This is a genomic window from Halobacterium sp. CBA1132 (assembly GCF_001485535.1).
In the GTDB taxonomy this organism is placed as follows: domain Archaea; phylum Halobacteriota; class Halobacteria; order Halobacteriales; family Halobacteriaceae; genus Halobacterium.
Genome location: NZ_BCMZ01000002.1, coordinates 17641 through 41605, shown reverse-complemented (window position 1 = coordinate 41605; position 23965 = coordinate 17641). Strand labels below are relative to the sequence as shown.

At 59.2% G+C, this 23965-nt stretch carries 27 protein-coding genes and 2 pseudogenes; 16 read left to right on the top strand and 13 right to left on the bottom strand.

What is annotated here, in order from left to right:
• The first annotated feature begins 84 nt into the window (after positions 1–84).
• Positions 85–516 carry a hypothetical protein gene (locus AVZ66_RS13765; RefSeq protein WP_058984755.1) on the top strand — a complete coding sequence of 144 codons (432 nt, stop codon included), beginning with the start codon at positions 85–87 and terminating at the stop codon, positions 514–516.
• Positions 517–578: 62 nt separating this feature from the next.
• Positions 579–965: a hypothetical protein gene (locus AVZ66_RS13760; protein ID WP_058984754.1), complete on the top strand. Its 387-nt coding sequence runs from the start codon at positions 579–581 to the stop codon at positions 963–965.
• 76 nt (positions 966–1041) lie between these two features.
• On the opposite strand, the gene AVZ66_RS13755 is transcribed toward AVZ66_RS13760, so the two are convergent.
• On the bottom strand, positions 1042–1497 hold the full coding sequence (locus AVZ66_RS13755; protein ID WP_058984753.1) for a ferritin-like domain-containing protein: 456 nt from the start codon (positions 1495–1497) through the stop codon (positions 1042–1044).
• A gap of 345 nt (positions 1498–1842) precedes the next feature.
• Positions 1843–5154: an RND family transporter gene (locus AVZ66_RS13750; RefSeq protein ID WP_197407804.1), complete on the bottom strand. Its 3312-nt coding sequence runs from the start codon at positions 5152–5154 to the stop codon at positions 1843–1845.
• A gap of 245 nt (positions 5155–5399) precedes the next feature.
• Here AVZ66_RS13750 and AVZ66_RS13745 point away from each other — a divergent pair, with 245 nt between their 5' ends.
• A complete protein-coding gene (locus tag AVZ66_RS13745) occupies positions 5400–6071 on the top strand; it encodes a helix-turn-helix domain-containing protein (protein ID WP_197407803.1) in 672 nt (223 codons plus the stop codon).
• Between the two features lie 52 nt (positions 6072–6123).
• On the opposite strand, the gene AVZ66_RS13740 is transcribed toward AVZ66_RS13745, so the two are convergent.
• The 3 genes from AVZ66_RS13740 to AVZ66_RS13730 are packed head-to-tail and all read right to left on the bottom strand — an operon-like array spanning position 6124 to position 8944.
• Entirely contained in the window at positions 6124–6777 is a 654-nt protein-coding gene (locus AVZ66_RS13740) for a hypothetical protein (protein WP_058984752.1), read from the bottom strand.
• Between the two features lie 27 nt (positions 6778–6804).
• Positions 6805–8724, bottom strand: a complete 1920-nt coding sequence (locus AVZ66_RS13735) for a cation-translocating P-type ATPase (RefSeq protein ID WP_058984751.1) — start codon at positions 8722–8724, stop codon at positions 6805–6807.
• Between the two features lie 4 nt (positions 8725–8728).
• On the bottom strand, positions 8729–8944 hold the full coding sequence (locus AVZ66_RS13730; RefSeq protein WP_058984750.1) for a heavy-metal-associated domain-containing protein: 216 nt from the start codon (positions 8942–8944) through the stop codon (positions 8729–8731).
• Positions 8945–9126: 182 nt separating this feature from the next.
• On the opposite strand from AVZ66_RS13730, the gene AVZ66_RS13725 reads away from it, so the two are divergent.
• From AVZ66_RS13725 to AVZ66_RS13710, 4 genes are all read left to right on the top strand, one after another.
• Positions 9127–9648: a helix-turn-helix domain-containing protein gene (locus AVZ66_RS13725; protein WP_058984749.1), complete on the top strand. Its 522-nt coding sequence runs from the start codon at positions 9127–9129 to the stop codon at positions 9646–9648.
• Positions 9649–10244: 596 nt separating this feature from the next.
• Complete coding sequence (locus AVZ66_RS13720; protein WP_058984950.1) at positions 10245–11171, top strand: transcription initiation factor IIB family protein; 927 nt, start codon at positions 10245–10247, stop codon at positions 11169–11171.
• A 77-nt stretch (positions 11172–11248) separates the two neighbouring features.
• Entirely contained in the window at positions 11249–11761 is a 513-nt protein-coding gene (locus tag AVZ66_RS13715; RefSeq protein WP_058984748.1) for a winged helix-turn-helix domain-containing protein, read from the top strand.
• A complete protein-coding gene (locus AVZ66_RS13710) occupies positions 11758–12210 on the top strand; it encodes a hypothetical protein (RefSeq protein WP_058984747.1) in 453 nt (150 codons plus the stop codon). The genes AVZ66_RS13715 and AVZ66_RS13710 overlap by 4 nt, the downstream gene beginning before the upstream one ends.
• Positions 12211–13241: 1031 nt before the next feature.
• Here the strand turns inward: AVZ66_RS13710 and AVZ66_RS17170 are convergent.
• Both AVZ66_RS17170 and AVZ66_RS13700 read right to left on the bottom strand, forming a co-directional pair.
• Complete coding sequence (locus AVZ66_RS17170; RefSeq protein ID WP_197407802.1) at positions 13242–13727, bottom strand: universal stress protein; 486 nt, start codon at positions 13725–13727, stop codon at positions 13242–13244.
• Positions 13728–14075: 348 nt separating this feature from the next.
• Complete coding sequence (locus tag AVZ66_RS13700) at positions 14076–14288, bottom strand: hypothetical protein (protein ID WP_058984745.1); 213 nt, start codon at positions 14286–14288, stop codon at positions 14076–14078.
• A 147-nt stretch (positions 14289–14435) separates the two neighbouring features.
• Between AVZ66_RS13700 and AVZ66_RS16735 the strand changes: the two genes are divergently transcribed.
• Positions 14436–14579, top strand: a complete 144-nt coding sequence (locus AVZ66_RS16735) for a hypothetical protein (RefSeq protein ID WP_197407801.1) — start codon at positions 14436–14438, stop codon at positions 14577–14579.
• A 6-nt stretch (positions 14580–14585) separates the two neighbouring features.
• Here AVZ66_RS16735 and AVZ66_RS13695 read toward each other — a convergent pair whose 3' ends face one another.
• From AVZ66_RS13695 to AVZ66_RS13685, 3 genes are all read right to left on the bottom strand, one after another.
• The gene (locus AVZ66_RS13695) at positions 14586–14972 is read right to left on the bottom strand and encodes a PIN domain-containing protein (protein ID WP_058984744.1); all 387 of its coding nucleotides are present in this window, start codon (positions 14970–14972) and stop codon (positions 14586–14588) included.
• Positions 14969–15214: an AbrB/MazE/SpoVT family DNA-binding domain-containing protein gene (locus tag AVZ66_RS13690; protein ID WP_058984743.1), complete on the bottom strand. Its 246-nt coding sequence runs from the start codon at positions 15212–15214 to the stop codon at positions 14969–14971. Before AVZ66_RS13690 ends, AVZ66_RS13695 begins: the two co-directional genes overlap by 4 nt.
• A 329-nt stretch (positions 15215–15543) precedes the next feature.
• On the bottom strand, positions 15544–16842 hold the full coding sequence (locus AVZ66_RS13685) for a twin-arginine translocation signal domain-containing protein (RefSeq protein WP_058984742.1): 1299 nt from the start codon (positions 16840–16842) through the stop codon (positions 15544–15546).
• 502 nt (positions 16843–17344) lie between these two features.
• Between AVZ66_RS13685 and AVZ66_RS13680 the strand changes: the two genes are divergently transcribed.
• From AVZ66_RS13680 to AVZ66_RS13670, 4 genes are all read left to right on the top strand, one after another.
• Positions 17345–18013 carry a nucleotidyltransferase domain-containing protein gene (locus AVZ66_RS13680; protein ID WP_231727175.1) on the top strand — a complete coding sequence of 223 codons (669 nt, stop codon included), beginning with the start codon at positions 17345–17347 and terminating at the stop codon, positions 18011–18013.
• Positions 18014–18171: 158 nt separating this feature from the next.
• Complete coding sequence (locus AVZ66_RS13675) at positions 18172–18504, top strand: hypothetical protein (RefSeq protein ID WP_197407800.1); 333 nt, start codon at positions 18172–18174, stop codon at positions 18502–18504.
• A 102-nt stretch (positions 18505–18606) separates the two neighbouring features.
• The gene (locus tag AVZ66_RS16355) at positions 18607–18780 is read left to right on the top strand and encodes a hypothetical protein (protein ID WP_157499955.1); all 174 of its coding nucleotides are present in this window, start codon (positions 18607–18609) and stop codon (positions 18778–18780) included.
• 257 nt (positions 18781–19037) lie between these two features.
• Positions 19038–19598 carry a TATA-box-binding protein gene (locus AVZ66_RS13670; RefSeq protein ID WP_058984739.1) on the top strand — a complete coding sequence of 187 codons (561 nt, stop codon included), beginning with the start codon at positions 19038–19040 and terminating at the stop codon, positions 19596–19598.
• 47 nt (positions 19599–19645) lie between these two features.
• Here AVZ66_RS13670 and AVZ66_RS13665 read toward each other — a convergent pair whose 3' ends face one another.
• From AVZ66_RS13665 to AVZ66_RS13655, 3 genes are read right to left on the bottom strand one after another with little or no spacing between them, the layout of a single operon-like run.
• A complete protein-coding gene (locus AVZ66_RS13665) occupies positions 19646–20197 on the bottom strand; it encodes a hypothetical protein (RefSeq protein WP_058984738.1) in 552 nt (183 codons plus the stop codon).
• Between the two features lie 11 nt (positions 20198–20208).
• Positions 20209–20706 (bottom strand): type II toxin-antitoxin system VapC family toxin, encoded by a 498-nt coding sequence (locus AVZ66_RS13660; RefSeq protein WP_231727173.1) that lies wholly within the window; start codon positions 20704–20706, stop codon positions 20209–20211.
• Between the two features lie 6 nt (positions 20707–20712).
• On the bottom strand, positions 20713–21024 hold the full coding sequence (locus tag AVZ66_RS13655) for a hypothetical protein (protein WP_058984737.1): 312 nt from the start codon (positions 21022–21024) through the stop codon (positions 20713–20715).
• A 150-nt stretch (positions 21025–21174) separates the two neighbouring features.
• Between AVZ66_RS13655 and AVZ66_RS17165 the strand changes: the two are divergent.
• From AVZ66_RS17165 to AVZ66_RS13640, 4 genes and pseudogenes are all read left to right on the top strand, one after another.
• Positions 21175–21446 (top strand): annotated as a pseudogene (locus tag AVZ66_RS17165) (hypothetical protein); the annotation flags it as partial.
• Positions 21447–21718: 272 nt separating this feature from the next.
• Entirely contained in the window at positions 21719–23056 is a 1338-nt protein-coding gene (locus tag AVZ66_RS13650; protein ID WP_058984736.1) for an IS200/IS605 family transposase, read from the top strand.
• A gap of 56 nt (positions 23057–23112) precedes the next feature.
• Positions 23113–23598 (top strand): annotated as a pseudogene (locus AVZ66_RS13645) (hypothetical protein); the annotation flags it as partial.
• A 138-nt stretch (positions 23599–23736) separates the two neighbouring features.
• Positions 23737–23925, top strand: a complete 189-nt coding sequence (locus AVZ66_RS13640) for a hypothetical protein (RefSeq protein WP_058984948.1) — start codon at positions 23737–23739, stop codon at positions 23923–23925.
• Positions 23926–23965 lie beyond the last annotated feature (40 nt).

The following is a 23965-nucleotide window of genomic DNA, read 5'->3' as shown; positions in this document are numbered from 1 at the left end:
AATTCAGAGACTACACTTTTCCAACGATATCCTTCCCTCAATCCATCTATTAGCTATGTCGATGGCCAGTGATTCACGTATCATATGTCCGACCCGGCTACCGGGAAGTGGAACATCGGAATCGGCCTCGGAGTAATGGTCTTGTTCATGCTCTACGGGTTCTTTCTGATCTATATGCGTGACTTCGCCCCGGGCCGTGAGGCATGGATTGCGGGATCAAATGTGAGCCCGCACTTCGAGGCGCGCCTTGCACACGCCCACGGGAACCTGTTCTCGCTCCTCAATATTGTCTTCGGGGCACTGCTTCTGTGGTTGCCCGTAGGTCAGGGTCGCGCTCGTTGGATTTCGCTCTTGGCACTCGTCGGACTTCTCATGCCCATCGGTATCCTCTCGGAGATCTATCTCAATCTACCACCAGTACTGGTTCTGGTCGGGGCAGCTTCGATTGTCGTGGCGACGGCGCTGTTCGCACTGGAACTCGTACGGATGGACATCGACCCGTCGATGTCCCTGTAATTTGAGGATGTAGCGAAAATATTCGAGGTAGAGTATAATTGCTCGCAGTATGTTTACTACCCATGGGACAAACAGTTAGCAGCTACACCGAGACAGACTCACTTACCACAACCCACTGGCTTGCAATATTGCTCGTCCTGATAACCGGAGTTATCCACGTGTACGCCGGATTTGTCGAAGGACGGATTCCCGTTTCACTCGCAGGAGTCGGGTTCCTCGGTGCCGCCGTATTGTTCCTCTTAGACTATCGACGATCTCTTCTCTATATAGTTGGGATCATCTATACGACAGTTCAGTTCCCACTCTGGTACGTAGCGAATGCCAGCGAATTCACGACGCTCGGGTATGTGGATAAAATACTCCAAGGGGCGCTCATCGTCGTGCTCACGTACCTCTACTGGAGAGCACGAAAGACTACCAAAAAGGATCGTGAAGCAACTGCCGCTTGAGTACTCGAACCGGTTACATTCCCGCCCATTTCGTGTTGGACGATATTGTGCCCGTTACGCTCCCTGACGAGGGAGATCAGTCGTCTTGATACTCCTTTTCGAAGCCCCGGAATTCGGTTCGGTGGGCTTCCTCATCGGCGAGAATTGTCACGGCGAGATCTTCGGTGACCGGATCGTCAGCGTCCTCAGCAGCATCGATGATCGACCGGTATGTCTCGATAGCGTCCTCTTCAGCGTCGAGGACACCTCGGATTACAGAAAGCACGTCGGTCGAATCCTCGGGTGGTTGCAGCGAGTCCTGCCGAGCGGTAAACTCTGCCGAGCTGGGCGGTCGGGCATCCAATTGCTTGAGACGGTTGCCAAGTTGCTGGGCGTGGGTCAGTTCCTCTTGGATGTCTTGCTGGAGGCTCTGCTTGATCTCTTCGGCACGAACTCCGTCCAGAACGATCGCGTTCGTCTGGTAGTTCATTACTGTCTCCATCTCGTCCCCGTAGGCCTTCTGAAGCAGGTCGATGACGCGGTCTGAAGTCATACGAGTTACACTACCAGCGAAGTGCCGATATATCCACCGCCGCACCTGTTCGCTCCAACCGTGCTTGAAGAGTACGTAACACAGATTGCGTCCTCTTCGACCAGGTTTCCCCTTTTCAGTAGTCGAGGTACAGTATGTCGCAGACGGTATTCGAGAGGTAGATTAACAAGTCTCGGGACGCATATCTGCAACCTCGGCTGTGTGTTCCTGATTGGGCTGCGGACGAAGAAGAGACCATCGCACAGGTAAACGACATTCGGAAGAACAACAGGAGAAAACCCTGCCGGCCAAGAGCGTAATCCGCGAGCGACTGGAAACCGTTGACGTCGAGTGATACTGCCGGACTCAGTCCCCTTTGAGCCAAGCACGGCGAAGACGTGCGACTTCTTTGGGAGTGATATCGTCACGCTCGATTGCGACCTCGATGTCCGCGGCCGTGACTGCACCACGCTCAAGCACGCGTTGGAAGATATCCTCAACGACAGTGGCCGTCTCGTCTCCACCGACCGACCATCGGCAGTCACTGCTTTCGACGGTCCCCTCAAACGTGACTACATCGCCATCCGCTGCTTCCGCGGGGAGTTCGACCGTGTACTCGAGGCTCGCGTCGACCACCGAATCAGCGGTGTTCCAGTACACTGTGATGGTTCCGTCATCCCAGTCTACGGCAACTGGTTCGGGGGAGAGGTCGATATTGCCGATCTCGCCATCGACTGATTCCCTGAGTATCATCCGATCGCGAACGTTCCGGAGCGAGACAGTCACTGGAACCACCTGGTCGGGTGAGAGGTAGGAGCGGTGAACCGTTCGCGTCACGTCAGCCTTGCCTTCAGCTGTGCTATCGGGTGATTCTGTCGCCGTACCGGTGGTAGATTCCCCCAGTCCAGAATCTCGATTCACCACCCGTGCCCAGACGACGAGCAAGCTCGGGAGGACGAACACGCTGGCGAGGAACGCGAACACGATCGTCAGGGCGGTGATAAGGCCGAACGACTGCAGGAACGGGAGGATCGCGACGAGCAGCACAGCGAACCCGCTGGCGGTCGTCGCCGCACTCGAGAGTAACGCACCGCCGGTCCCGGTGACGGTCTCGTGGAGCGCCGCGGCAACCGTCTCAGCCCCGGCTAGCTCCTGGTTGAATCGCTCGCTGATGTGGAGACTGTAGTCGACGCCGAGCCCGATCGTGAGCCCAGTAATCATGCCGGTGACGATGTTGAACGGGATGTCCAGCAGCGCCATCGTCCCGAGTACCCACGTCAGGGTGAAAGTGACGGGGACGATCGTGACGACGCCGAGTGACGCGCTCCCCTCGGTGAGCCGGTAAGCGACCGCGAGGACGACGACGACCGACAGCAGCGCGACGACGAGACTCAGGAGCGCCGTCTCCGCGAGCTGGTCGGCCGTGATCTGGTTAACGATCACGTCGCCGGTCGCGATGACGGAAACGCCCTCCCCGTCGGCGTCGTCGGCAAGCCACCCCATCTGGTCGTGGACGACGTCGTCGTCGACGCCACTGTCGACGGTCACGACCATCCGGACAGCCCGATACTCGCCGTCCTCCCTGTGGACGACGTCGGTTGCTTCCTCGGGTGCCACCCGATACAGTTCGTCGTAGACGGCAGTCACGTTCTCGTCAGGGACGCCGTCGCCGTCGGTGTCGGCTGCCGCTAGCGTCCGGTTGAACGACGCGTTGTCCGCCGCGACGCGGTCCATCACCGTGATCGGGTCGGTCACCGCGGGCTCTCCGTCGGCGTACGTCTCCGTCGCCGACATGTCGCTCGCGTTCGTGCGTGCGGCGTCGAGCCGGTCGAGTGTCGCGGGATCAGTCACGTCGCCCCTGACGAGTATCGTGGCTGTGGTGTCCTGTCTGACGAAGTCACGGTCGAGCGTGTCGATCGCCCTCTCTGCCGTGTACGTCCCGGGCGCGATCGGGTCGGGGAGGTCTTTCACCCAGTCGTCGGGGTCCTCAGCGAGGAAATCCGACTGCTCGAAGCTCGCGTCGATACCTGTCGCCCCGTACGCACCCGTCGCGCTGACGAGGAGCGCGACGGCGATGACGACGTAGGGGGCCTTCGTCGCGAGCGTCGCCCCCGTATCCAGGAGGCGATTGACCGGCCCGCTCCCGGTTCCGATAGCCGGTTTCAGGCGGTCGATCCCACGGCGTTCGAGGAGCTCGTCGAGTTCGACTTTCAGCGCCGGAACGAGCAGGCCGAAGACGAGCAGCGTGGCCACGATGCCGATAGCGCTGACGACGCCGAGTTCGCGGAACACCCCGAGCGGGCTCGTAAGGTTCGAGAGAAAGCCGATGACGGTCGTCGTGGTGACGTAGACGAGTGCGACGCCAACGCTCCCGAGTGCGACAGCCATCGCGCGACTGGGCGACGTCTCGCTCGACTCTCGAGCCTCCCGATAACGCATCACGACGTGGAGGCCGTAGTCGATGGAGAGCCCGATCAGTAGGACGAGGACGACGATGAACGGCTGGCTGAACGCGATGTCGAACCACCCCATCGCACCGAACGTCCACACGAGCACGAGCGCGATCCCCAGGAGACCGAGCAGGATGTCCAGCAGGTCCCGGTAGACGACCACGAGAACGAGCAAGACGAACGCGATCGCCAGTGGGCCGACCAGGAGGACGCTGTCGATCATCGAGTCCGTGATCTCCGTCGAGACGACACCGTCACCGTAGACCAGGACGGCCATCGAGTCGTCGTCCGGCGCCAGGTCCGTCATCGTGGCCTGTGCGTCCTCGATCTCCTCGGGTGCGTCACCGGGTGCGAACGATCCGCCTGCGGACTCATGGGTCACGACGAGCAGCGTCGCGTTCGTCTCCGTCGATCCCGGCTCGTAGTAGTCGGGCATGAAGGCAAGCGCGCGTGCCGACCGGTCCGATTCACTGGAAAGTACGTCCGCGACGAGGGCCTCGACTTCGGAGTCGTTTAGCGACCGGAGTTCCTCGATCTGCTCCTCGAGAGCGGGGTCCAGGCTCTCCAGCTCGTTTCTGTCCTCGGCAAGCGTTGCGTACTCGTCCGCGAGAATCCGTTTCGTGACGTTCCCCGTACTCTCACCCGTCTCGTTTTGTGCGCGTCGCTCCTCGACAGTGTCCGCGAACAGCCGGTAGTCCGCCTCCGTGAGGTTCACTGACGTGTTGGCGTCGACGGCCTCGAACGCGGGGCGAACGCTAGCGTTGGGGTTGTTCTCGAGCGAATCGAGGGTTTCTGCCAAGCTCGTCTCCGTCCTCGTTAGTTCACGTTCGCGGGTCTGGAGTTCGGCGGCCCGGTCTTCCCGGATCGAGGTGGTCGCGACGAGGTTCGCGACGCTTCGCGTGGAGTCGTTCTCGACGAGGGTCCCGTTGACTGTTTCGTTGGTCCTGAGTGCGCGTTCGTATTCGAGAATGGAAACGAGGGTCTCCTTATCGAGGACGTTGTCGTCCCGGACGATGACCTGTGCTGAGGTCGTATCCGTCGACCCGCTCGAGAAGTTCGCGTCCACGTAATCGAGCGCATCGGCTTCGTCGGCGTCGGTCTGGAACTGGTCGAGAGACGTCGATCGGTCGACCATCGGCACTCCGGCGGCGACCACCGCGGACGCGACGACCATGACCGCAATAACGAGCCGAGCATTGTCTGTTATCCACTCGCTCACGTCGAACATTACTGAACATACACCCCCAGTTTCGACGGCGTGGACGAGGCACGATCTACTGTAACTGCCCGGTTGTTCGTGACGCAGGCCAGCGGCCTAGCGACAGAAATCTGGACATCGGGAAATTTCGCTCCCGGGCTGCTAGCCACGCGTTCGCGGAATTCAGACATTACATGTCCGTACACGCCTCGGCTGGTTAGTGATCAGTGCGAGAAATTGAGTCCTACCCTAACATATTCGTATATCTTGCTATAATGAGCGAAATAGTAGGTAAGCTACAGACGATGCCACACGCGAAACTTTCCATAGATATCCCCGACCATACCTGGATTGGAGATCTCTCGACTGCTCATCCGGAGGTGGTGTTTCAAGTCGTCACGAGTATTCCTGGCGAAGGGACCGGTATCGGGCTTGTCAGGCTCAAGACCGCTGACCCACTTCCACTCATTACCGACATTCAATCCCGTGATGACATCGAGGACCTCGAACTACTCTGGAAGCACGAAGACGAGGCGCTCCTCCAAATAAAGACGGTGAACCCACTTCCACTTCTCCCAGTCCTGCGAGCCGGTGTTCCACTCAGAATGCCCTTCGATATTCAGAACGGTGTCGCTACGTGGGAGGTGACGACATCGACGAGGCGGCTCTCGAGTCTCGGCGACCACCTCGAGGATTTAGGCATCGGCTTCACGATCGAATCTGTTCGCGAAATCGACGCGAGCCAAGCAGACCAGTTGCTCACGGACCGACAGCAAGAGGTGCTTCTGGCTGCTGTCGAAGCAGGCTACTACCGGACACCACGGGAATCGACATTAGGCGAGGTGGCTGAGGCACTCGACATCGCGAACGCGACGTGTAGCGACGTGTTGCACCGAGCAGAGGGCCACATCATCCACTGGTTCGTCGAGGAGCATATGGAAGTGTGATAGCCCGACGGCGAAATCGTGGCCGACTGTCGTACCGTGGTTGACGCCGTGTCTAGACGGGTTCTACAGTGAACAGCGAGTCGTCCGCCAGGACGACTTGGACGCGGCGATGCCATTCGTCAGCGAAGGCCTCCCGTTGCTGGTCACTGGCTGACCCATCGAGGATCCCCTGTAGTTTCCCGATTGCCGGTCCCCCGTCAGGGACGTCGCCGACGTGGAACGTTACGGCGACGGTATCGTCCGTATCGGTTTGTCGGAAACGGAACGTCGGGTCCGGCGACTCCGAGTCGAACGCGTCGAAACGCAGGAGATCACGGCGCCCACCGTAGCCGCCGGCGAGTCCACCGAAGCCGTCGTCTTCGGTCGCACCGGTCACGAACGAGATGATGCGACTCATCACGCCGTACGCGGCATCGTCTCGCGGACCGGCTGCCTGCACCTCGATCTCGCTCCGGACCGGATGCTCGTCGGCGTACAGCGCGTCGAGGCCGAGCTGGACGATCCGGTAAGCGCCCGAGGCTGTCGGGCAGGAGTGTCCCGCCTCTTTCACCGCGTCTCTGTAGGTGATGACGAACGGATCGCCCGGTTCAAGGACGCCGAGAGCTTCCGCGACAGGGTCGCGAATCTCGATCGGGGCAACGTCGTAGTTGACCTGCCAGTTCGTGCTATGCTCGGTTCCGTCGGTCGCAGTCGAATCTGTTGTCATGCGTGTAATGGACTTCGTGTCCAGTAGTCAGTAGCGAAGCAGTCGCATCCCGTTGAGGATGACTGCGAGGACGCTAGCTTCGTGGACCAGCATCCCAGCGGCGAGAGTGACGTAGCTGGTCAGCACGCCCGCGAGGAGGACGATTACGGTCAGCACCGCGAGCCCGACGTTCTCGAGGACGTTCCAGCGCGTCGCTTTGCTCAGTTTGACCGCGTAGGGGATGCGTTCGAGGTCGTCGGCCATCAGCGCCATGTCGGCGGTCTCGATGGCGGTGTCCGTCCCGGCGGCACCCATCGCGATGCCGACGTCGGCAGTCGCTAACGATGGTGCGTCGTTGATACCGTCGCCGACCATTGCGACGACGTGGCCGTCGGTCTGAAGCTCCTCGATAGTGGTCTGCTTATCCTCGGGGAGCAACTCGGCGCGGTAGTCGTCGATGCCGACCTCCTCGGCGACGGCGGCGGCCGTCCGCTCGTTGTCGCCCGTGAGCATCACCGTCTCGATGCCGGCGTCCTGAAGCGCCGCAACGACGCCTGGAGCGGCCTCCCGGAGTTCGTCCCGCAGCGCGATTGCGCCGATGATGTCCCCATCTCGGATGACGTGGACGACCGTTTCGCCCCGCTCCTCACGCTCGCGGACGTAGTCGGCGATCCGACTGGGGACGTCGATGTCGCGGTCGTCCAGCAGTGCGCGGTTGCCGACGACAACTTCGTGGCCATCGGTATGGGCGATAACGCCCTTACCAGCGACCACGTCGAAATCGTCCGGATCGGGAATCGACTGGAGGCTGGCGTCCGTATCGTCCGCCTGGGTGACCGTCGCCCCACCGTCCGTCGCAGCAGTCGGGCGCTCGCGGGCCGTGTCGACGATGGCGTCGGCGAGGTGGTGTTCGCTCTTCTTCTCGGCGGTCGCCGCGAGCGAGAGGACCTCGTCATCAGCAGCGCCGAACCCCTCGACGTCGGCGACGGTGCTCTCGCCCTTCGTGAGCGTCCCCGTTTTGTCGAAGGCGACGAGGTCGATCTTGCCAGCGCGTTCGAGGTGTTCGCCACCCTTCATCAGGACGCCCGAACGGGCGGCGTTGCCGATGGCCGAGACGATGCTGACCGGCGGCCCGATGACTAGCGCGCCCGGACAGCCGATGACCAGCAGGGTCAGCGACAGGATCGCGTTCTGCGTGATTGCATACGCGCCAATTGCTAACGCGATGACGGCCGGGGTGTAGTACTTCGCGAACCGGTCGATGAGACTCTCCGTGGGCGACTGTGCCTCCTGGGCCTCCTCGACGCGTCGGATGATCCGTTCGAGCGTCGTGTCCGAGCCCGCACCCGTTGTCCGGACTTCCAGTGCGCCTTCCTGGTTGACTGTCCCGGCGTACACCTCGTCGCCGTCGGCCTTGTGGACGGGTGCGCTCTCGCCGGTGACCGGCGCCTGGTTGACGGCGCTTTCGCCGTCGACGACCTCGCCATCGACCGGAATCTTCCCGCCCGGCTTCACGACGACGACCTCCCCCTCTTCGACCTCACGGGCGGGAACCTCTTGGAGTTCCCCGTCGCGACGGACGGTCGCCGTGTCGGGGGTCATCTCCAGCAGCTCTTGGAGTGCCGTCCGGGTCTTCCGCATCGTTCGCCCCTCGAGGTAGCTGCCGAGGCTGAACAGGAAGACGACGGCTGCGGCCTCCCAGTACTCTCCGATGACGATGGCACCGATAGCGGCCAGCGTCACCAGCGTCTTGATGCCGAGTGTCCGGTTGGTGACCTCGTGGTAGGCGGTCTTGGCAATGTCGTAGCCACCCACGATCGTCGCTAGGACGAGGATGGCGGCACCCGTTGTGTCGAAACCCGTGAGGTAGCCGAGACTCCAGCCACCGCCGTACAGCAGACCGCTCGTCGTCGTGACGATGGCCTTCCGGTGTTTCCGGTAGTACTGCGTAATCGATTGTGTGTTCATGAAGTTAGGCGGGCTGGGGCGTGTACCCCTGGTTTTCGATGGTCTGTGCGAAGGTCTCGGGCTCAGCGACGCCGTCGTCGTACTCGATCTCGACGCGACCGGTCGCGTAGTGGACTTCGACGTGCTGGACGCCGTCGACGTTCGACAGGGCGCGTTCGACGGTACTCGCACAGGTCGGGCAGTCGAAGTCGAGGACGCGGAACTGGGTTGTGTCGCTCATTACAGTTTGAGGTAGTGCCCGTACCTCAATAACTATTTTTTAGATGATATGTTTGAATACGGATATCGGTGGTTGGAGCAGTCAAACGGGTCGTCTAGGGCTTTCGGTCTCACGAACCCAGGGAGCTGAGTTCAAAACAGCGTCCCGCTAGCTTTTCCCGCCTGCTCACGCTCAATTCTCGTATGAGTAGTTCCGGCACCGACCACCGAATTGAGGATATCGCGGTGCGAGACACACGGGTCTCGGACGCCATCGACGAACCGATGCGGGCGATGATCCTCGATATTCTCTCTGAGGAGGCGCTGACCGCAACCGAGGTTCACGACTGTCTCGGGAGCCGTGGCATCGACCGTACGGAGAACACGGTCCGCCACCACATCAACGAGTTACGTGACGCTGGCCTCGTCGATGTAGTTCGCTTCGAGGAGGGGCGCGGCGGGACGACAAAGTACTACCACGCAAATACGATCGTCCTCTCGTACTCGCTTCCGGACTCAGCCGATTCCATCATTGAGGAGATGATCGATAACGTTCAGCCCCAAATTATGGACGCCCTCGCTACACTCACAGACGAGTACGACGACGAAATCGAGGACATTGTCACGAATATGCAGCCCTGCGAGCATTGCCGCACCCAAAAGTACGAAACGTACGTTCTTCTGACTGTCTTGCGACGTGCATTCGTTCGTGCTTACCGAGAGTGACACTCAAAACTATCAACAGCTATCACGAGCGCGCCAGAAATCTGGCCGGTAGTGGTACTTGCAATTCAGTGTGCTCGACAAACGCGGTAGATGGCCCATGCTGCGGGGAGCACAGCAAACAGCGGAAGGTGAATCCAACGGAGCCGGTGGGTAACCGATTCCTCTATTGTGATTTGAGCGTTGGTCGATAGTAATCGTCACTCAATTTGGATCGCCACTCCGGACCAGTGAGATTTCGTGAGGAGTCCAGTCTCATAGACGCCGATAAGAAACGCAAAAGTACTTTCAATGACACCTTCGAAGCGGAATTCACGGATAACCTCAGAGCACACCGCCCTTGTATTCCGACTGAAGACAGTTAACACCTGAACCTGAAACAGTTCCTTGACAGCGTCACAAATTAATTGATTTTCATGGAGGTGTCTAGCACGGCATCGGTCGTCGATACAAGTTCTGGGCACCCATTCTAGCTGTACTGCTAGGCTCAATTTCTTCCACGCCAGAGGCGGGCACTTCAGTCCCGCGTAGAGTCTATTTACCCCTCAATGGGTGAGGGGCTCGCCGTACTGGCGAGTTCCCTGAACACGGTGAAAACCATGGCAACTAGAGACATCTACGAAACTGGCTTCGACGAAGAGGTCCAGACGGACTCGAACACCAATCAGTGTCCCGAGTGCGACGGCCGGGTCACCACGAACGCGGTCGAAACGGTCTGCGAGGACTGTGGCCTGGTCATCGACGAACAGCGCATCGATCACGGGCCGGAGTGGCGGGCGTACGACGACGAGGAGCGCGAGCGAACGGGCGCCCCACTCACTGCGGCCCGCCACGATCGCGGCCTGTCGACGGAAATCGGTCGCGGCACCGACGCGAAGGGGAACGAGATCTCCGGGCAGAAGCGACGGCGACTCGCACGGATGCGCCGTGAGCAGACTCGGGGTCGCTGGCGGTCGAAAGCGGAACGGAATCTCGCCCACGGGCTGGGCGAGGTGCGTCGGTTGGCGAGTGCCCTCGAGCTCTCCGATTCGGTCCGTGACCAGGCGTGCCAACTCTTCCGGAGCGCCCAGACCGAGGATCTGCTTCGTGGCAGATCCATCGAGGCCATCGCCGCGGCCAGCGTCTACGGGGCCTGCCGGTGCAACGGCCGCTCGCGGTTGGTGGACGACATCAGCGAGATGGCCCGCGTCGCGGAGTCGCGGGTCACGAACGCATACAAAACGCTGAACGAAGGGCTGGGCCTCCCCGCTGAACCCGTCTCCCCCAGCATGTTCGTGCCGCGCCTCGCCTCGGATCTCGAGTGTCCGGACGAGATCCGACAGCGGGCCCGAACCCTCGCGGAGCAGGCCGAGGAGCGCGGCGTCACGACGGGCGTCCATCCGGCCGGGTTCGCAGCGGCCTGCCTCTACAAGGCGGGACAGGAACTGGGACAATGGGTGACGCAAAGCGATGTCGCGGAGACAGGGAACGTCACGCCAACCACGGTTCGGACGCATCACGAGACGTTAGAGGAGCATGTAGCCTGACAACGCTCCTGCACAGCCACTGGCGTTAGATAGTTTTCTCAGGAAACTATTTGTTCATAGCGCGCATAGGACCCAGTATGACCGAGACGTGGGACGACGTCAACGAGCAGGTCAAAGCGGACTGGAAAGACGACACCACACCGTTTGAACGTGTGTACGAAATCGTCGAACAGACCCACGACGGGCAGTCGGCTGCCGAGATCGCCGATCGAGCGCTCGTGAGTGAGCCGACGGCGCGTCGCCACTGCAAGACCCTCGTGAACACCGGGTTCGCCGAGACGGAACAGGACGGCCAAACAACGCTGTACAAGCGCAACAGCGACCGGATCTTGATGTCCCGGATCCGCGAGCTCCGTGAGGAAATCGATCGGCCCGAGTTACTCGACAGCATCCAGGAGATGAAGGCCGAGATCCGGCGCTACGAGGACCGCTACGACGTGGTGTCACCCGAAGAGCTCAGCCAGCAACTCGACGCCGACGAGACGGGGGGCTGGGACGACCTCACTGCATGGCGAACGACGCGACAGAATCTCGCGGTCGCCCAAGCTGCACTCGCCTACGACGAGGCCAGCCACCAGCTCGCCGTATGAACGACGACGACCGTGCGGGCGAGTTCGGGCCGATCTATCTCCCGGCGCTGCAGCGGATCCGAGATCTCTGGCTCGAGCTTGAGCCGCTCGTCGACGAAACAGGGTACGACGACGTCGTCGCACCCACGGAGCTACAGATTAGTCTCAACGACGGGCTCGCCGATGCCGAGAGCGCTCGGCTCGATATCCAGTGGAGCGAACTCGGGATGTACTCGTTTCACTACGTCGATAGCGACGACGTCAACTGGCGCTTCGATCGCCACCCGAACACCCACTCTCCCGAGATTCATTTCCATTCGCCGCCCGAGGCCACGACGACGGCCGCCGAGCCGTCCTGTATCGACGTAACCGAGGTGTCACTCGTGACGCGTGCCGTTCACGCGATGTGGCGCGCAGCGTACGAGAAGCGGGATCTGGATCGACTGAATAGCGCAGCAAATCCACCATAGGAATGCCCACTGGACGTGACCGCCCGGAGAACTTGGATGAGTTATCCGCCAACGAGGCACCGCGGTATCTTATCCGGTTCCTTGGCCGCCAGGATCTCGACGAGCACGAGGAGATCTACGACGACCTCGCCACTGAATAAGGCTGTAGAATCGTCGTCCACGTACAGCACTCGAGTTTGCCGGCTCTGTAGAAACACTACTCAGTTGATGGGGTTCCACCGTCATTTGCTCAGTACAGCCGGCCACCAACATCATCAGGACCCAACAGAGTAGTTGGGATAATGCCCGTCAGTTCGTGCCCTGAGTGTGGCTCGACAGCGCACACGACCGGGAAAGGAACAGTAGACGGGGAGGATGTCACTTCTGGGAATGCACGGACTGCGAACATGAGTGGTCGGACACAATCCTATAACTCGAAACGCGCACAGTGCGCAGTCCTACCGACCGGCGATGGCCGCAACTTGGATAACGAACCAAGATGCGTTCAACAGCCCCCGTTTTCCGTGGAGCGGGTTGGCCTGCTACGTTCGTTTCTCACGGACGCCATCACGGCCACGAGTGATATCCTCGCAGTTCGGGCACACCTGCGGTTCGTCGACCGAATCCGGCGTGAATACACGAACGTAGACCTCCGTGACATGGCTGCCGCAGTTCTGGCATTCCGCCATACCAGTAGCAGCCAGACCATCGACCATAGGCTTTCTGACGGCGACGACACGAACGATTAGAGATAGCAAACAGCGTCCGCGACCGTTCCAGACGCTGTATCGCTCAATCGGGGAACGCCGTTACGCAACCTTCTCCGTTTCGAGCCACTCTTTGAGCTCCCAGAAACAATCCGAGCACAGACGTCCTTTCAGTGTCTCGACGGAATCCGACGGATGCTCGATTCGGTACCGTTGGTGGCGTTCCTGAGATGAGTCAAGTTCCGTCCCACACTTATCACAGTACTCAACCATACCAAGGGGTTGTCGCTGACGAGGGGAATATTTGGGGGCCCCATTCGTTCGGCAGTGGTCAGCGGTGGTGGGTTACCGACTGATAACGAATATTGGTGCGTGTGTTTCGTGCCTGAGATGCTCAGGGATTGTCCCACGAAAAACTCGTTTGAACAGTGACCGTTCGGACGCTCCGATGACAAGGAGTTCATGCGCGACGCTTTCCGTTGCGATTGCCGATGCGACATCGTCGCTACGACGGAGCGTTGTCACAACTGAACTGTCAGCTACACGCTCAGCGTACGTCTCTAGTCGCCGGTTGGCTGCCTGTCGTTGATTATCGGTTGCGGCTTCTGGAATGACTGTCAGCAGCGTAATTGACGCGGCCCACTCCGAGGCGATACTGCTGGCGAGCGTCACAGCAGCATCGCTATTCGGGCCGCCCGCGATAGGGACAAGAATCGAGTTGATCGCCTTATTTGTCCCGGGGCCGTAGTGGGTGATTGTCACGTCGTCAAGGGATTCAACGTCAGTGAAACCGAATTCTTGGCGAGCAATTGCGTCCCCAGTAGAGGCCATACGCCGCTTGTGGCGACGTGGTGGCGTACTGACTTCACGTAGACTGACCGGGTGGATACTCGTAGCGTTGGACGGCGGAGCGTTGGTTGGGAATGCTGGCATTACTCGTGGGTTGGGACTGTTGGATTTGATTACTCGCCAGAAGAGATCTGGCGACGGCTTTTGTCGCCCACGATGAGCGATAGATAGTTCAACTAAACCTACGCGCTCACCGGTATAACTGTTTCCCGGTCCCGTATCCCCATCTCAGCCCAGTCTACGGACGGTTGTCCCAGCTATTGGCCTTGAGGAGCTAGCGTGTAATTCTCGCTAAGTACAGGGTACTCACTTATCGATCAGTGCAGCAGATTATTCTTCGAGTTTGTCTGTTACCGCCTCAAAGAGCCGGTCTGTCCACGCTGGGAAGACGAGAGCAGCGAGGGTTCCGACGACGACACCAACAACAATACCCTGTGTGATATCTTGGAGAACTGTCGTTCCGAGTGCCGCTCCGAACGTCACTCCAACCAGTATTGCGAAGACGACCCGTTCTCCGTCAGTGTCGTCGGAATCCTCTGACATCTGTATCGGACATATCTCCGGGCGGCAAAAATAACTGGGGCAGCGTTGTGTGAGCTGAAATGACTGTTCGGTTCGCACGCTAACTTATCGGCTGTTTCACCCACTCCGTCCGAAGGAATTTACGTCAGTCATTCCGATTCCGGGCACATGGGAAGCTACGCGACACCGCCGGACTGGGCCGAATCCGGCGACGAGTCCGACGACACAGCAGCCAAACTCGGTGACGGCCTCTCGGGGCGGCTGGCAGACGTCGATATCGACTCCGTGGAAGCGGTTCGGCACGTGCGTTGAGAAGCGTCAGTCCTCGTCGGTCGGTTCGAGTGGGACTCGTTCGACCTCGACGTCTTCGTAGTCTCTCTCGGAGGAGAGTACGTCCATCCCTCGGGTTTCCGCAGTCGCCGCGTGGAACGCGTCGAACGGCGTCATTCCCTCGTCGTAGTAGTTGACGGCTTTCAGCACTACCTGTCTCTCTTCTTCGTCCCGCACGGGGACGAGTTCAAGCAGGTTTGCCACCAGCGGCACGTAGTCGAACTCGTAGCGTTCCCGGGCGAGGAGGAGTTCGAGATACGAGAACGGTGACGTTTCGACGTCGTACTCGCCGAGGGCGTCCTCTGCGGAGCCCTGTAACCAATCGGATTCTTTGGCGAGGGCGAGCAGGAAGTCCGTCTCGACGTACACCGTCATCTGTCGCCGCCGGCTTCCTCAGCCTCGTCTCTCGCTGCTTCCTCGATGTCCGCTTGGATCTCCTCGACGGATGCATCGTGAAGTTCGCCTGCGGCCTCGCGGACAGCGGCGAGTGGGTCGTCCGCGACCGGTATCAGTTCGATTCTGTCCTCGTACATGACGATATGGTACTTCTGGCCGTACTTCTCCCGTACCTCCTTCGGGATGTACAGCCGTCCTTGGCCATCCGTCTCTGCTGACATAGATGAAGGCACGTTACCATAGACAGAGAATCTTACCACTAGAGAGTTCTTGATGGCCCCGAACAAATCGTTTCAGTAGTGTGTATGGTGGATTTTAGCAAGTTGAACAAAGTGGAACAGCGCGAGAATAGATAGCCGAATTTGGGCGTTTCAGGGCGTATACTTCGCCCCGACGAGAGAAATTCTCTTCCGGCAGTTGCTCTATCCTTCCGGACTCGATGAGCAGCCAGAAGATTCGATGTTAGTCTGCTGCTTGGGCCACGACCACCGTTTCAAGCAATCCAAATTCAGCAGCGATGACCAGATTTTGCTAAGTACGGGTGCAGAGCTTACCGTTCTGCTAGCTGCGCAAGCTCGTCGTAGACCTGCCCGAAGTTGTCGTACTCACCAGCCTGATCGTTCCAGACCTCATTAATTATGAAATCGTCTTCAACTTCGTAGACTGCCAGGTTCCCGTCAAAGAATCCATTATAATTGTCATTCTCAACGCCTAAATCGATGACATAATTACCTTCCTTCATTTCTAGTGTCTGTGCTAGGTTAGCAAAATCCCAGAGATCCTGGAAATCAGCATCATTGTTATTGTACTCTAAGGTTGTACGAGTCAACTGCTCCATCAACCCGGTCGTAACTGTGTACTCTCCTGTTTGTCGGTACTCTTCGCCTAATGTTACATCTATTCTATTACTGCCGTCAGCAATTCCGGTCATGGCTCCAGCTGCTAATCCTTTTGCGTGTCCAAATCCGTCTACGTCTCCTCGTTTCCATTCGTCGGTGTGGAACAACAACGGATGGTGGTGGTCGCCTTCCGTGATGAACGGCCAGTCCTGCACCGGCGTATGGAAGTGCGCCGATGATTGGCTGTGGGCGCTCACTCTGGCGTCGAAGCTTCGGATTGTATCATCGTCTGGACTATACATGAGTCCACTAGGGACGACACCACCTTGATTCGGTGTCTCCCACGCGAGAACGTCAAAATCGTGGTAGCGCTTGAACGCTTCCCGGGTTACAGCCGCGTGTTCAGGTACGTTAATCGGATTGCCAATAGTGAGGATTAAGCCGTGGCCGAGGTCAAGGGCTTCTTCAACAGTATCTGCGTTCAACCACTTCTCAGTGGAGTAGCTTTGCGGGGCCTCTGTATCATTATAGTGGAAATTCTCCCCGTGTTTCTCCTCTGCATAGAGGTCTTCTTCGACGAACGCTTCGACCCACCGCTCCAAGGGATTCTGGGAGTACTGCGTGAGGATGTCAAAGTTACTGTCGCGGTACAGTTTCAACGCCTCGAAGTCAATTTCGTGGTTATCGCGCTCGGAGTCCGTCGAATACTCGAAGGCGGGATGCTCTTCGACGACGTCGCCGACCGACGCCTCGACGTACTGGCCAAGCTCCTCGCGCAGCAAGTCGTTGCGGCCGGGCTGCATGTCCCAGCGGTAGTTCGCTGGCCGGTCGATGTCCGGCTGGTCGTCCGTCGTCTGTTCTGCGTCGGTCGTTTGTTCTGCGTCGGTGGTCGTCGCCGAGCCGTCAGTCGTCGTGCGAGGCGTCGTCGTTGAATCGTCGCTGGCACAGCCAGCCAGTCCAGCGACGAGGCCCGCTGTGACGCCAGTTCGGAGGAACGTCCGCCGTCTCATTAACTACCCATCATTTCCCAACCGACGGTGATAGAACTACTGGAAAACCCAACCAGCCCAGATATTGCACGGGAAGCCCCACGAAACGCGTTCAGTTCGCCCACGCAGTTTGTGGCCGATGCAGAACAGTCTCGGTCGCAACGAACAGCCCAGAACTCGCTTCCAGGGGGAGCAACACAAACGACGAAGTAGAATCAGCAGATCGTTTTCTCGTGACGTATCGGCCCAGATGCGTTCGTCACACTGCATGACGAAATTCATACACGGACTAGCCCATCAAGCACGCAGAACCCGCCGTTATCCGGCGATTTGTGGCCAGAAGCAGTTAGCGGGCGCGAAGGGCACCAGTAATACACTGTGACGGAACCCGGATATCGCCCCGACAGCCAATTCCGCAGCGGACCCGCTCCGAGAGCAGATCAGGGGGAGTAGACACCCAAGCACACCACAACTCTTTTGCACATACTGCAAGTATTTCTCTATTATGCAAAATAAGGCGCGTGTGCTACTGGACTACCCCCTCCCCGAAGAGCGGGTCTTCCGGTATCAGGCAATGCAAGACATCCTCCACCATCTCGTGAACAATCCGTTCGAGGAATTCACGCAAAAGGAGCTAGCGACGATCACTGGAGCCGACATCTCGTCGGTCTCTCGGTCAGTCAATCTCCTCGAACAACTCGGCACCATCACCGTCTCCGAGGAAACGCCCGCGAAAATCGCAATCGACCAGGACCATCTCACCGCATCCGACCCGCTCCTGACAATCCCACAGGAGGAGTTCCGGAAACCCGTACAGACGTTTCTTGAGGAGGTCTCCGACGACATCGACGCCTCCGAGGAGGTGGACGAGCTCGTCGGTGTGGTGCTGTTCGGGAGCGTCGCACGCGGGACTGCCGACCGGAGCAGCGACATCGACCTGCTCGTGCTCGTCGATGGCGACGCGACGTACGCACGACGGGTCACCTCGAAACTCGCCAGGGACCTCGAAACCCGAGCGTTCGACGGCGACCGCTACCAGTTCGAGGTCCTCGTCGAAACACCCGAATCAGCGGCCTCCCGCGGCGACGACCTTCGGGAGATTTTCGACGACGGTATCGTCGTCGAACGAACCGATGCGTTAGCAGACGTTCGGGCAGCAGTCTACCAGGACGACGGAGAGGTGACGGAGTGATGCCACTCACGCTTGACGACGTCGAGTCAGAGCTCTCTGAGGCTGAAGCCGCATTTCGGCACGGCAATCAAGAGCCGGAAGCAGGGCTTGACGTGTCTGATGCTGGCTCCGTGCAGTTACGAAAAGCGTGCCGATCACTCTCCGGAGCCGGCCAGCTCATGGCTGACGGATATTACACGCTGACGATCGAAGCCGCCTTCACGTCCATCGAGAAGACGTTGTTGTTCTGGTTGATCGACGAGGGGCACCAGGACCCAGCGAACCCGCCACAATCACACACGACGGCGATCAACCGGAGCGCTGACGTCGGATTCATCAGCCCTGAGCTCGCCGCCAGGCTGGACGCACTCTGGACGGATAATCGCGCACAGACGTACTACCAGGACGGGATGGCGACACGAGCGCGAGCCGCGACGATGCTCGCGCTCGCAAACCGCATTCACAAGCAAGTCGCTCACTTGGCCGGCCAACACCACGAGTGCATCTGCTGACCAGCAGAAACGACTCCAGCAATTCACTGTCCGCGGAGGGATTGCTAAGTACAGACTGACGCTCTATCAATATTTAACATGGCTCCTTTCCATCATTTTTCTGTGCCGAAGTCTGATGCCGATATCAACCGTCTCGGGACGCAGATGATGGTTCTGGGGACACAGGTCAGTTTACTTGGTCTCGCTATTGCTCACTACTTCAATCCAGTTATCGGGCTCACGGTTTTCGCGTCCGGATTCCTCGGAACTATTGGTGTATTCATGGATACTGAGTAGGCGAGTTCGCTCAATCCGCATACTCACTTACGGGTTGTTTCACCCTACATAATATCTGATCAATGGGATTTCAACAGCGGCAAATTGGTCACTCCATGGCCAGGCGATCTATGCGACAAGTATTGATCTGTGATGTTCCCGAGACTGGGTCTGTACTGACCGACCTAGGCCCGAACCTAGTAGCCGTTGAGGGTTTCAACAAAGGAACGAATTTCCACCCGCCGTACTTTAAGTAATTTGTCCGACGAGTACCCCGTATGAGCACGCTGGCGGACACAATCCAAATCGAGAACGTTGTTGCATCCAGTGATCTCGGCCAAGAACTCGCCCTCGACCAACTCGCAGTGGATCTCGACGGCGCCGACTACAACCCCGAGGACTTCCCTGGAATCGTCTACCGCCTCCAGGAGCCGAAATCAGCCACGCTGATCTTCCGGTCAGGGAAAGTCGTCTGCACTGGTGCGAAAAGCGTCGATGACGTCCACGAAGCCCTCGACATCGTCTTCGATGACCTCCGCGAGTTAGGGATCGACGTCGACAGTAATCCGCCGATCGAGGTGCAGAACATCGTTTCTAGTGCCAGTCTCGAGCAGTCGCTGAACTTGAACGCGATTGCGATCGGGCTTGGCTTAGAGCAAATCGAGTACGAACCTGAACAGTTCCCCGGGCTCGTCTATCGGCTCGATGACCCCGACGTCGTCGTGCTCCTCTTTGGCAGCGGGAAGCTCGTCATTACTGGTGGAACAGAAACGGACGAAGCCCAGCAAGCACTCATGCACGTGCAGGACCGGCTTTCCGAACTCGGCCTCCTCGATTAATCCGGCCACATGGAGATTGGGGAGACTCGCTTTCCAGCGAATCGCCGCTACCGCCGACGAGAACTGCTGTCGTCCCTCAGCTGTTCGCGGGCGGCTTCGACGTCCGAGTAGAGTTCCAGCGCGTGCTTGATGAGGCGGCGATCCCCCTCGTTCTCCTCCCAGCGCGTGATTACGTCGCGGCGTTCGCGGAGCTCGGCACTTGTGAGATCACCGTCGGCGAGCGACTGTTCGAGGGCCTCCCACGTCTCGACGTCGTGGGTCGCCTGCCACTCCTCGATCTCCTCGGTGATCGCCGCTAGTTCGTTGCGTAGCTCCTCGCGCGTGTTCTCCTCGATGAGCGTGCGGATTTCCTCGAAGAGCAGTCGGGTGTAGTCCGGCTGGTAGCGTGTCGTCTCGCCGGCCTCGACGCGGCGCAGCTGTCCCTGGTCGACGAGATTCTGGAGCTCCTCGTTGGTTGTACTCCAGGCGGCGTCAGCCTGCTCGCTGATCCAGTTGACGGATCGCGGTTCGCGAAGCGTCTCAACGACTGCCCGAATACGGTCGCGGGCGCTCATCGCCTCACCCCACGACTGGACCCCATTCCGCGAGGATTCGGGCATGCTTGGCACCTCTAGTCCTGATTACGATACGGAAGTGTTGTCACGTCGAACGCATCGTAGTGCCGGTCGTAGGTGAGGATATGATCGACCTCTAAGGCCTGCATATGCGCTGCAACAGTAAAATCAGTAAGTGACGCATCCAGGTCGGTCCACTCGATAAACGTCGATTTCGCGTCCTCGAAAGCGTCCTCGGGGACGGATTCGGACTGATACAGCGTGCTCTCGTCGATGGTCGTCAGGAACGTGGCTGCGTTTCGCATCGACGCTTGCTTTTTCAGCCGGGTTGCAGCCTCGTCGACGATGTGATCGTTGACGATGAGACGACGATAGGGGAGGTCACCGTCGCGGACAAAGGCCATGAACGCCCGCGAGACTGCGTGCATCTGATCTTGGGGGTTGAATAATGCGTACAGGAACTTCGGGCCGACGACGACCTGATGGCGGACGTGCCCTGGGCGAAAATGCTCGGCTGTGACCGTGCCGATTGGGGTCTCGACTGGCTCTGCCATCAGCGGTCAGGGCTCCGCGGATGGATCGTCGGCGAGCGTGAACGATTCGTCACTGCCGTGCCACTCGTCGACGAGATCGTCTTCCTCGCGAGCATCCGTCGCCGCCGACGCTGGAAGGGACTCGTCATCAAGGTCGTCGAGGACGGTGAACGCCGGGTCGTTTGGGTCAGCTTGCTGCTGGCGTTCGATCCACTCGAGAAGCGCCTCGTGGCCGGCTTCCTTGAGCGAGAGGCCGTGCTCTCGAGCGAACTCCCGGAAGCGTTCGTATTCGTCCTCATTCAGCTCCGTTTGCACGTGCTTCGTGTCGTTACTGCTCATGCGGATCCCCGCTACTACTTCCATCTACTTGCTCATGAAGTATAAGATGTTCGCATGACTTATTTCATGCCTCATGCTCAAGTGGAAGACAAGGCGGACTACTGGCCCTGAAATTGAAATACAAACCCGAAACAACCCACGGTCCAATCGATGCATGATCGCTATCTAGACCTCGAGGAACTGCGGCCGACCGGCGAGGCGTCCCACATTCCGGACACGAGACTGGACGACGGGTGTGAAGGAGACCCCCGACGGCAACGCGTCGCGACGAGTTCTGGTGGCTACCCTGATGCGCCGACGGCCGCCGATGGCGAGTGTCGGTCCTGTGGGGCGTCAGTCCCAGACGGCCAGACGAAATGCCGGTTCTGTCTCACGAACCATCTCGATGTGACGCCACTAGCACGAACGAGACAGCGTCGACGAGGAATACCGATAAGCGAGGAGAGAGCTCCCGGCTTTAGCCAGAGTATGAATTCGACAATTGGAGCAACAACTATGGGTTACGCTATACCTGGATACTCAGCTCTCCAATTCATCTAATCCCGCCTCAAGCACTACGGTATAGGCTTCCGAGAGGTCCAGATCGTTCGCTTCTGCGTAGTCTTTGACTCGGCCACCGAGAGTATGTGAAATATCGATATTGGGTCGCATGGACGTAAAGTCTTTAAGACTAAAAGTATAATAATCTGTTGTCGTGAAGCGTACCAACAGGTTCGTCGTGCGTCCGCTTTCCGACGATGGAGAGCAACTGCTACGTGACTTGTTGGACGCTTCCGCTGCTCTTTGGAACGAGGTCAACTACGAACGCCTAATGCGGTACAACGGCGAGGACGGCTTCAAGGGTGACGTCTGGGACGCCGATACAGGCCGACTCGAAGGCAAATACAAAGGCGTGCTCGGTGCGTCCACTGCCCAACAGGTCATTCGGAAGAACAGCGAAGCATGGCGCGGGTTCTTCCGCCTGAAAAACCAGTACCACGACGAGTCGAACACATCAGTTACCGAACACCCGGAACCGCCGGGCTTCCGTGGGAACGAGGACGAGGGACGCCAACTCAAGACCGTTATTCGCAACACGTCGTACACCGTCGAATGGGGCAACCGCTCACGGCTTGAGATACTGGTTGGGAGCAAGTTGAAAGACCGATACGACCACACCGGGCGGCTGCGGCTGGAAATCGCTGGCGACCCGAATTGGCCCAACTACCAGAAGCAGGGCCGGTTGGACCTGTGGTACGATGAGACTGATTGCACCTTCCGAGCTTCGCAACCTGTGACTATTACTGATGCACGGGCGACTCCACTGGCCGCAGAGAAGGCCGCTTTGGATATTGGTGCAAACAATCTCGTCGCCTGTACCACCACGACCGGCGACCAATACCTGTACGAAGGTCGGGACCTGTTCAACCGCTTCCGTGAGACAACGCGAGAAATCGCCCGGTTACAGTCCAAGCTACAGGACGGCCAACACAGTAGCGAGCGTATCCGGCGGCTGTATCGGAAGCGAACCCGCCGCCGCGACCACGCACAGGAAGCGTTGTGTCGTGACCTAATCGAACGGCTGTACGAGGACGGCGTAGACACGGTGTATATCGGTGGACTGACCGACGTGCTGGGCACACACTGGTCGGTCGAAACCAACGCCAAGATCCACAACTTCTGGGCGTTCAAGCAGTTTACTGAGCGGCTAACATGTACTGCTGAGGAATACGGTATCTCGGTGGAAGTCCGGTCGGAAGCGTGGACCAGCCAAGAGTGTCCGCAGTGCGGTTCAACAGACCGAACGAAACGACATCAGGACACACTAACGTGTCCATGTGGATTCGAGGGGCACGCCGACCTCACAGCGTCAGAGACGTTCTTGAAGCGGCACACAGAAAAGGCAGTCAGGCCGATGGCACGGCCCGTGCGGTTCGAGTGGGACGACCACAACTGGTCGGGGACACCACACCCTCACGAAAGTCCCAAAGAACAGCGCACAGACCCGAGTACCGTCCACCGTGACGGGAATGTTGCCTCCGGCGAGTCGTAGACCGGCTGAGACTCCCACGGAGGAAACCCCGGCATTCACGCCCGGGAGGATGTCAAACGCTCATCTACGATCTCGACGAGGCGCCGGCGCGCCAGCTGGCCGAGTAATGGCCCTTACTCCCCGACGCGGTACAGGTGTCGTCAGAGGAGGGAGAGCGGCTTCTCAGTGCCGCCCGTGACCGGACTGAGTGGCACGGGCAGGAAGCGTCGGAGCGTCCGGATCAGGGCCCGACGCGGCTCTACGACCAGCGTGGGGACGGCATCCGCGACGCGTCGCGTCTCGACGCGGTCCTCGACGACGCCGACGACGCGGTATGGCTGGTTCCAGCGATGGCGCTGACCGAATCCGCTGGCGAAGCTGGGGCTGATCGCCAGGCGTCGTCGGTATCGACGACGCAGGAACTCGACTGTCAAAACTGTGGACAGGCGACCGACCATCGGTTCAAGAGCTACGAGTCGGTCCCGGATGAGGCGTGGTCGGGGCAACCGATCTGGGAGTGCCGGGTGTGTGGCTCGGCTCGCTACGGCCCCAGTCTCGAGTAGCGCCAGTGCTGAGCGTCGATTAACCAACAGTCTGGGAGTAGCGTCGAGGTTCGTTGGTTAAGGTCGTGATATCTTGCAAGCCCGACGCCGGTCTCGATGGCGAGTCTTTCCGCGCCGGCGAGCGGTGAGGCGCTTCCGATGGAGCAAGAGTTCAAACAGGGCTACCGGATGCATCGTGTACTCAGCAATCTCAACCAACTCGATGTCGACCGATTGACCGACGCGGATCGAGAGCGAGTCGAGACCGCGAGAGACCTCCTGGAAGAGGTGAGCCTTCTCACGCGGCCGGGCGACGGAGCCGGGGCGGACGCCCACGCAGACTCCTAACTGCGTTTCCAGTTGTGCTCAGGAGATCGCCTAGCGTCGT

Excerpts from the sequence above, each read along its gene's own strand:
- AVZ66_RS13670 (WP_058984739.1), top strand. The coding sequence starts at position 19,038 with ATGAGCACGCTGGCGGACACAATCCAAATCGAGAACGTTGTTGCATCC.
- AVZ66_RS13700 (WP_058984745.1), bottom strand. The coding sequence starts at position 14,288 with ATGTCAGAGGATTCCGACGACACTGACGGAGAACGGGTCGTCTTCGCA.
- AVZ66_RS13765 (WP_058984755.1), top strand. The coding sequence starts at position 85 with ATGTCCGACCCGGCTACCGGGAAGTGGAACATCGGAATCGGCCTCGGA.
- AVZ66_RS13655 (WP_058984737.1), bottom strand. The coding sequence starts at position 21,024 with ATGAGCAGTAACGACACGAAGCACGTGCAAACGGAGCTGAATGAGGAC.
- AVZ66_RS13740 (WP_058984752.1), bottom strand. The coding sequence starts at position 6,777 with ATGACAACAGATTCGACTGCGACCGACGGAACCGAGCATAGCACGAAC.
- AVZ66_RS13665 (WP_058984738.1), bottom strand. The coding sequence starts at position 20,197 with ATGCCCGAATCCTCGCGGAATGGGGTCCAGTCGTGGGGTGAGGCGATG.
- AVZ66_RS13640 (WP_058984948.1), top strand. The coding sequence starts at position 23,737 with ATGGAGCAAGAGTTCAAACAGGGCTACCGGATGCATCGTGTACTCAGC.
- AVZ66_RS13715 (WP_058984748.1), top strand. The coding sequence starts at position 11,249 with ATGACCGAGACGTGGGACGACGTCAACGAGCAGGTCAAAGCGGACTGG.
- AVZ66_RS13690 (WP_058984743.1), bottom strand. The coding sequence starts at position 15,214 with ATGTCAGCAGAGACGGATGGCCAAGGACGGCTGTACATCCCGAAGGAG.
- AVZ66_RS13760 (WP_058984754.1), top strand. The coding sequence starts at position 579 with ATGGGACAAACAGTTAGCAGCTACACCGAGACAGACTCACTTACCACA.
- AVZ66_RS13685 (WP_058984742.1), bottom strand. The coding sequence starts at position 16,842 with ATGAGACGGCGGACGTTCCTCCGAACTGGCGTCACAGCGGGCCTCGTC.
- AVZ66_RS13710 (WP_058984747.1), top strand. The coding sequence starts at position 11,758 with ATGAACGACGACGACCGTGCGGGCGAGTTCGGGCCGATCTATCTCCCG.
- AVZ66_RS13695 (WP_058984744.1), bottom strand. The coding sequence starts at position 14,972 with ATGACGGTGTACGTCGAGACGGACTTCCTGCTCGCCCTCGCCAAAGAA.
- AVZ66_RS13735 (WP_058984751.1), bottom strand. The coding sequence starts at position 8,724 with ATGAACACACAATCGATTACGCAGTACTACCGGAAACACCGGAAGGCC.
- AVZ66_RS13755 (WP_058984753.1), bottom strand. The coding sequence starts at position 1,497 with ATGACTTCAGACCGCGTCATCGACCTGCTTCAGAAGGCCTACGGGGAC.
- AVZ66_RS13730 (WP_058984750.1), bottom strand. The coding sequence starts at position 8,944 with ATGAGCGACACAACCCAGTTCCGCGTCCTCGACTTCGACTGCCCGACC.
- AVZ66_RS17170 (WP_197407802.1), bottom strand. The coding sequence starts at position 13,727 with ATGGCCTCTACTGGGGACGCAATTGCTCGCCAAGAATTCGGTTTCACT.
- AVZ66_RS16735 (WP_197407801.1), top strand. The coding sequence starts at position 14,436 with ATGGGAAGCTACGCGACACCGCCGGACTGGGCCGAATCCGGCGACGAG.
- AVZ66_RS13660 (WP_231727173.1), bottom strand. The coding sequence starts at position 20,706 with ATGGCAGAGCCAGTCGAGACCCCAATCGGCACGGTCACAGCCGAGCAT.
- AVZ66_RS13675 (WP_197407800.1), top strand. The coding sequence starts at position 18,172 with ATGGCTGACGGATATTACACGCTGACGATCGAAGCCGCCTTCACGTCC.
- AVZ66_RS13725 (WP_058984749.1), top strand. The coding sequence starts at position 9,127 with ATGAGTAGTTCCGGCACCGACCACCGAATTGAGGATATCGCGGTGCGA.
- AVZ66_RS13750 (WP_197407804.1), bottom strand. The coding sequence starts at position 5,154 with ATGTTCGACGTGAGCGAGTGGATAACAGACAATGCTCGGCTCGTTATT.
- AVZ66_RS13745 (WP_197407803.1), top strand. The coding sequence starts at position 5,400 with ATGAGCGAAATAGTAGGTAAGCTACAGACGATGCCACACGCGAAACTT.
- AVZ66_RS13720 (WP_058984950.1), top strand. The coding sequence starts at position 10,245 with ATGGCAACTAGAGACATCTACGAAACTGGCTTCGACGAAGAGGTCCAG.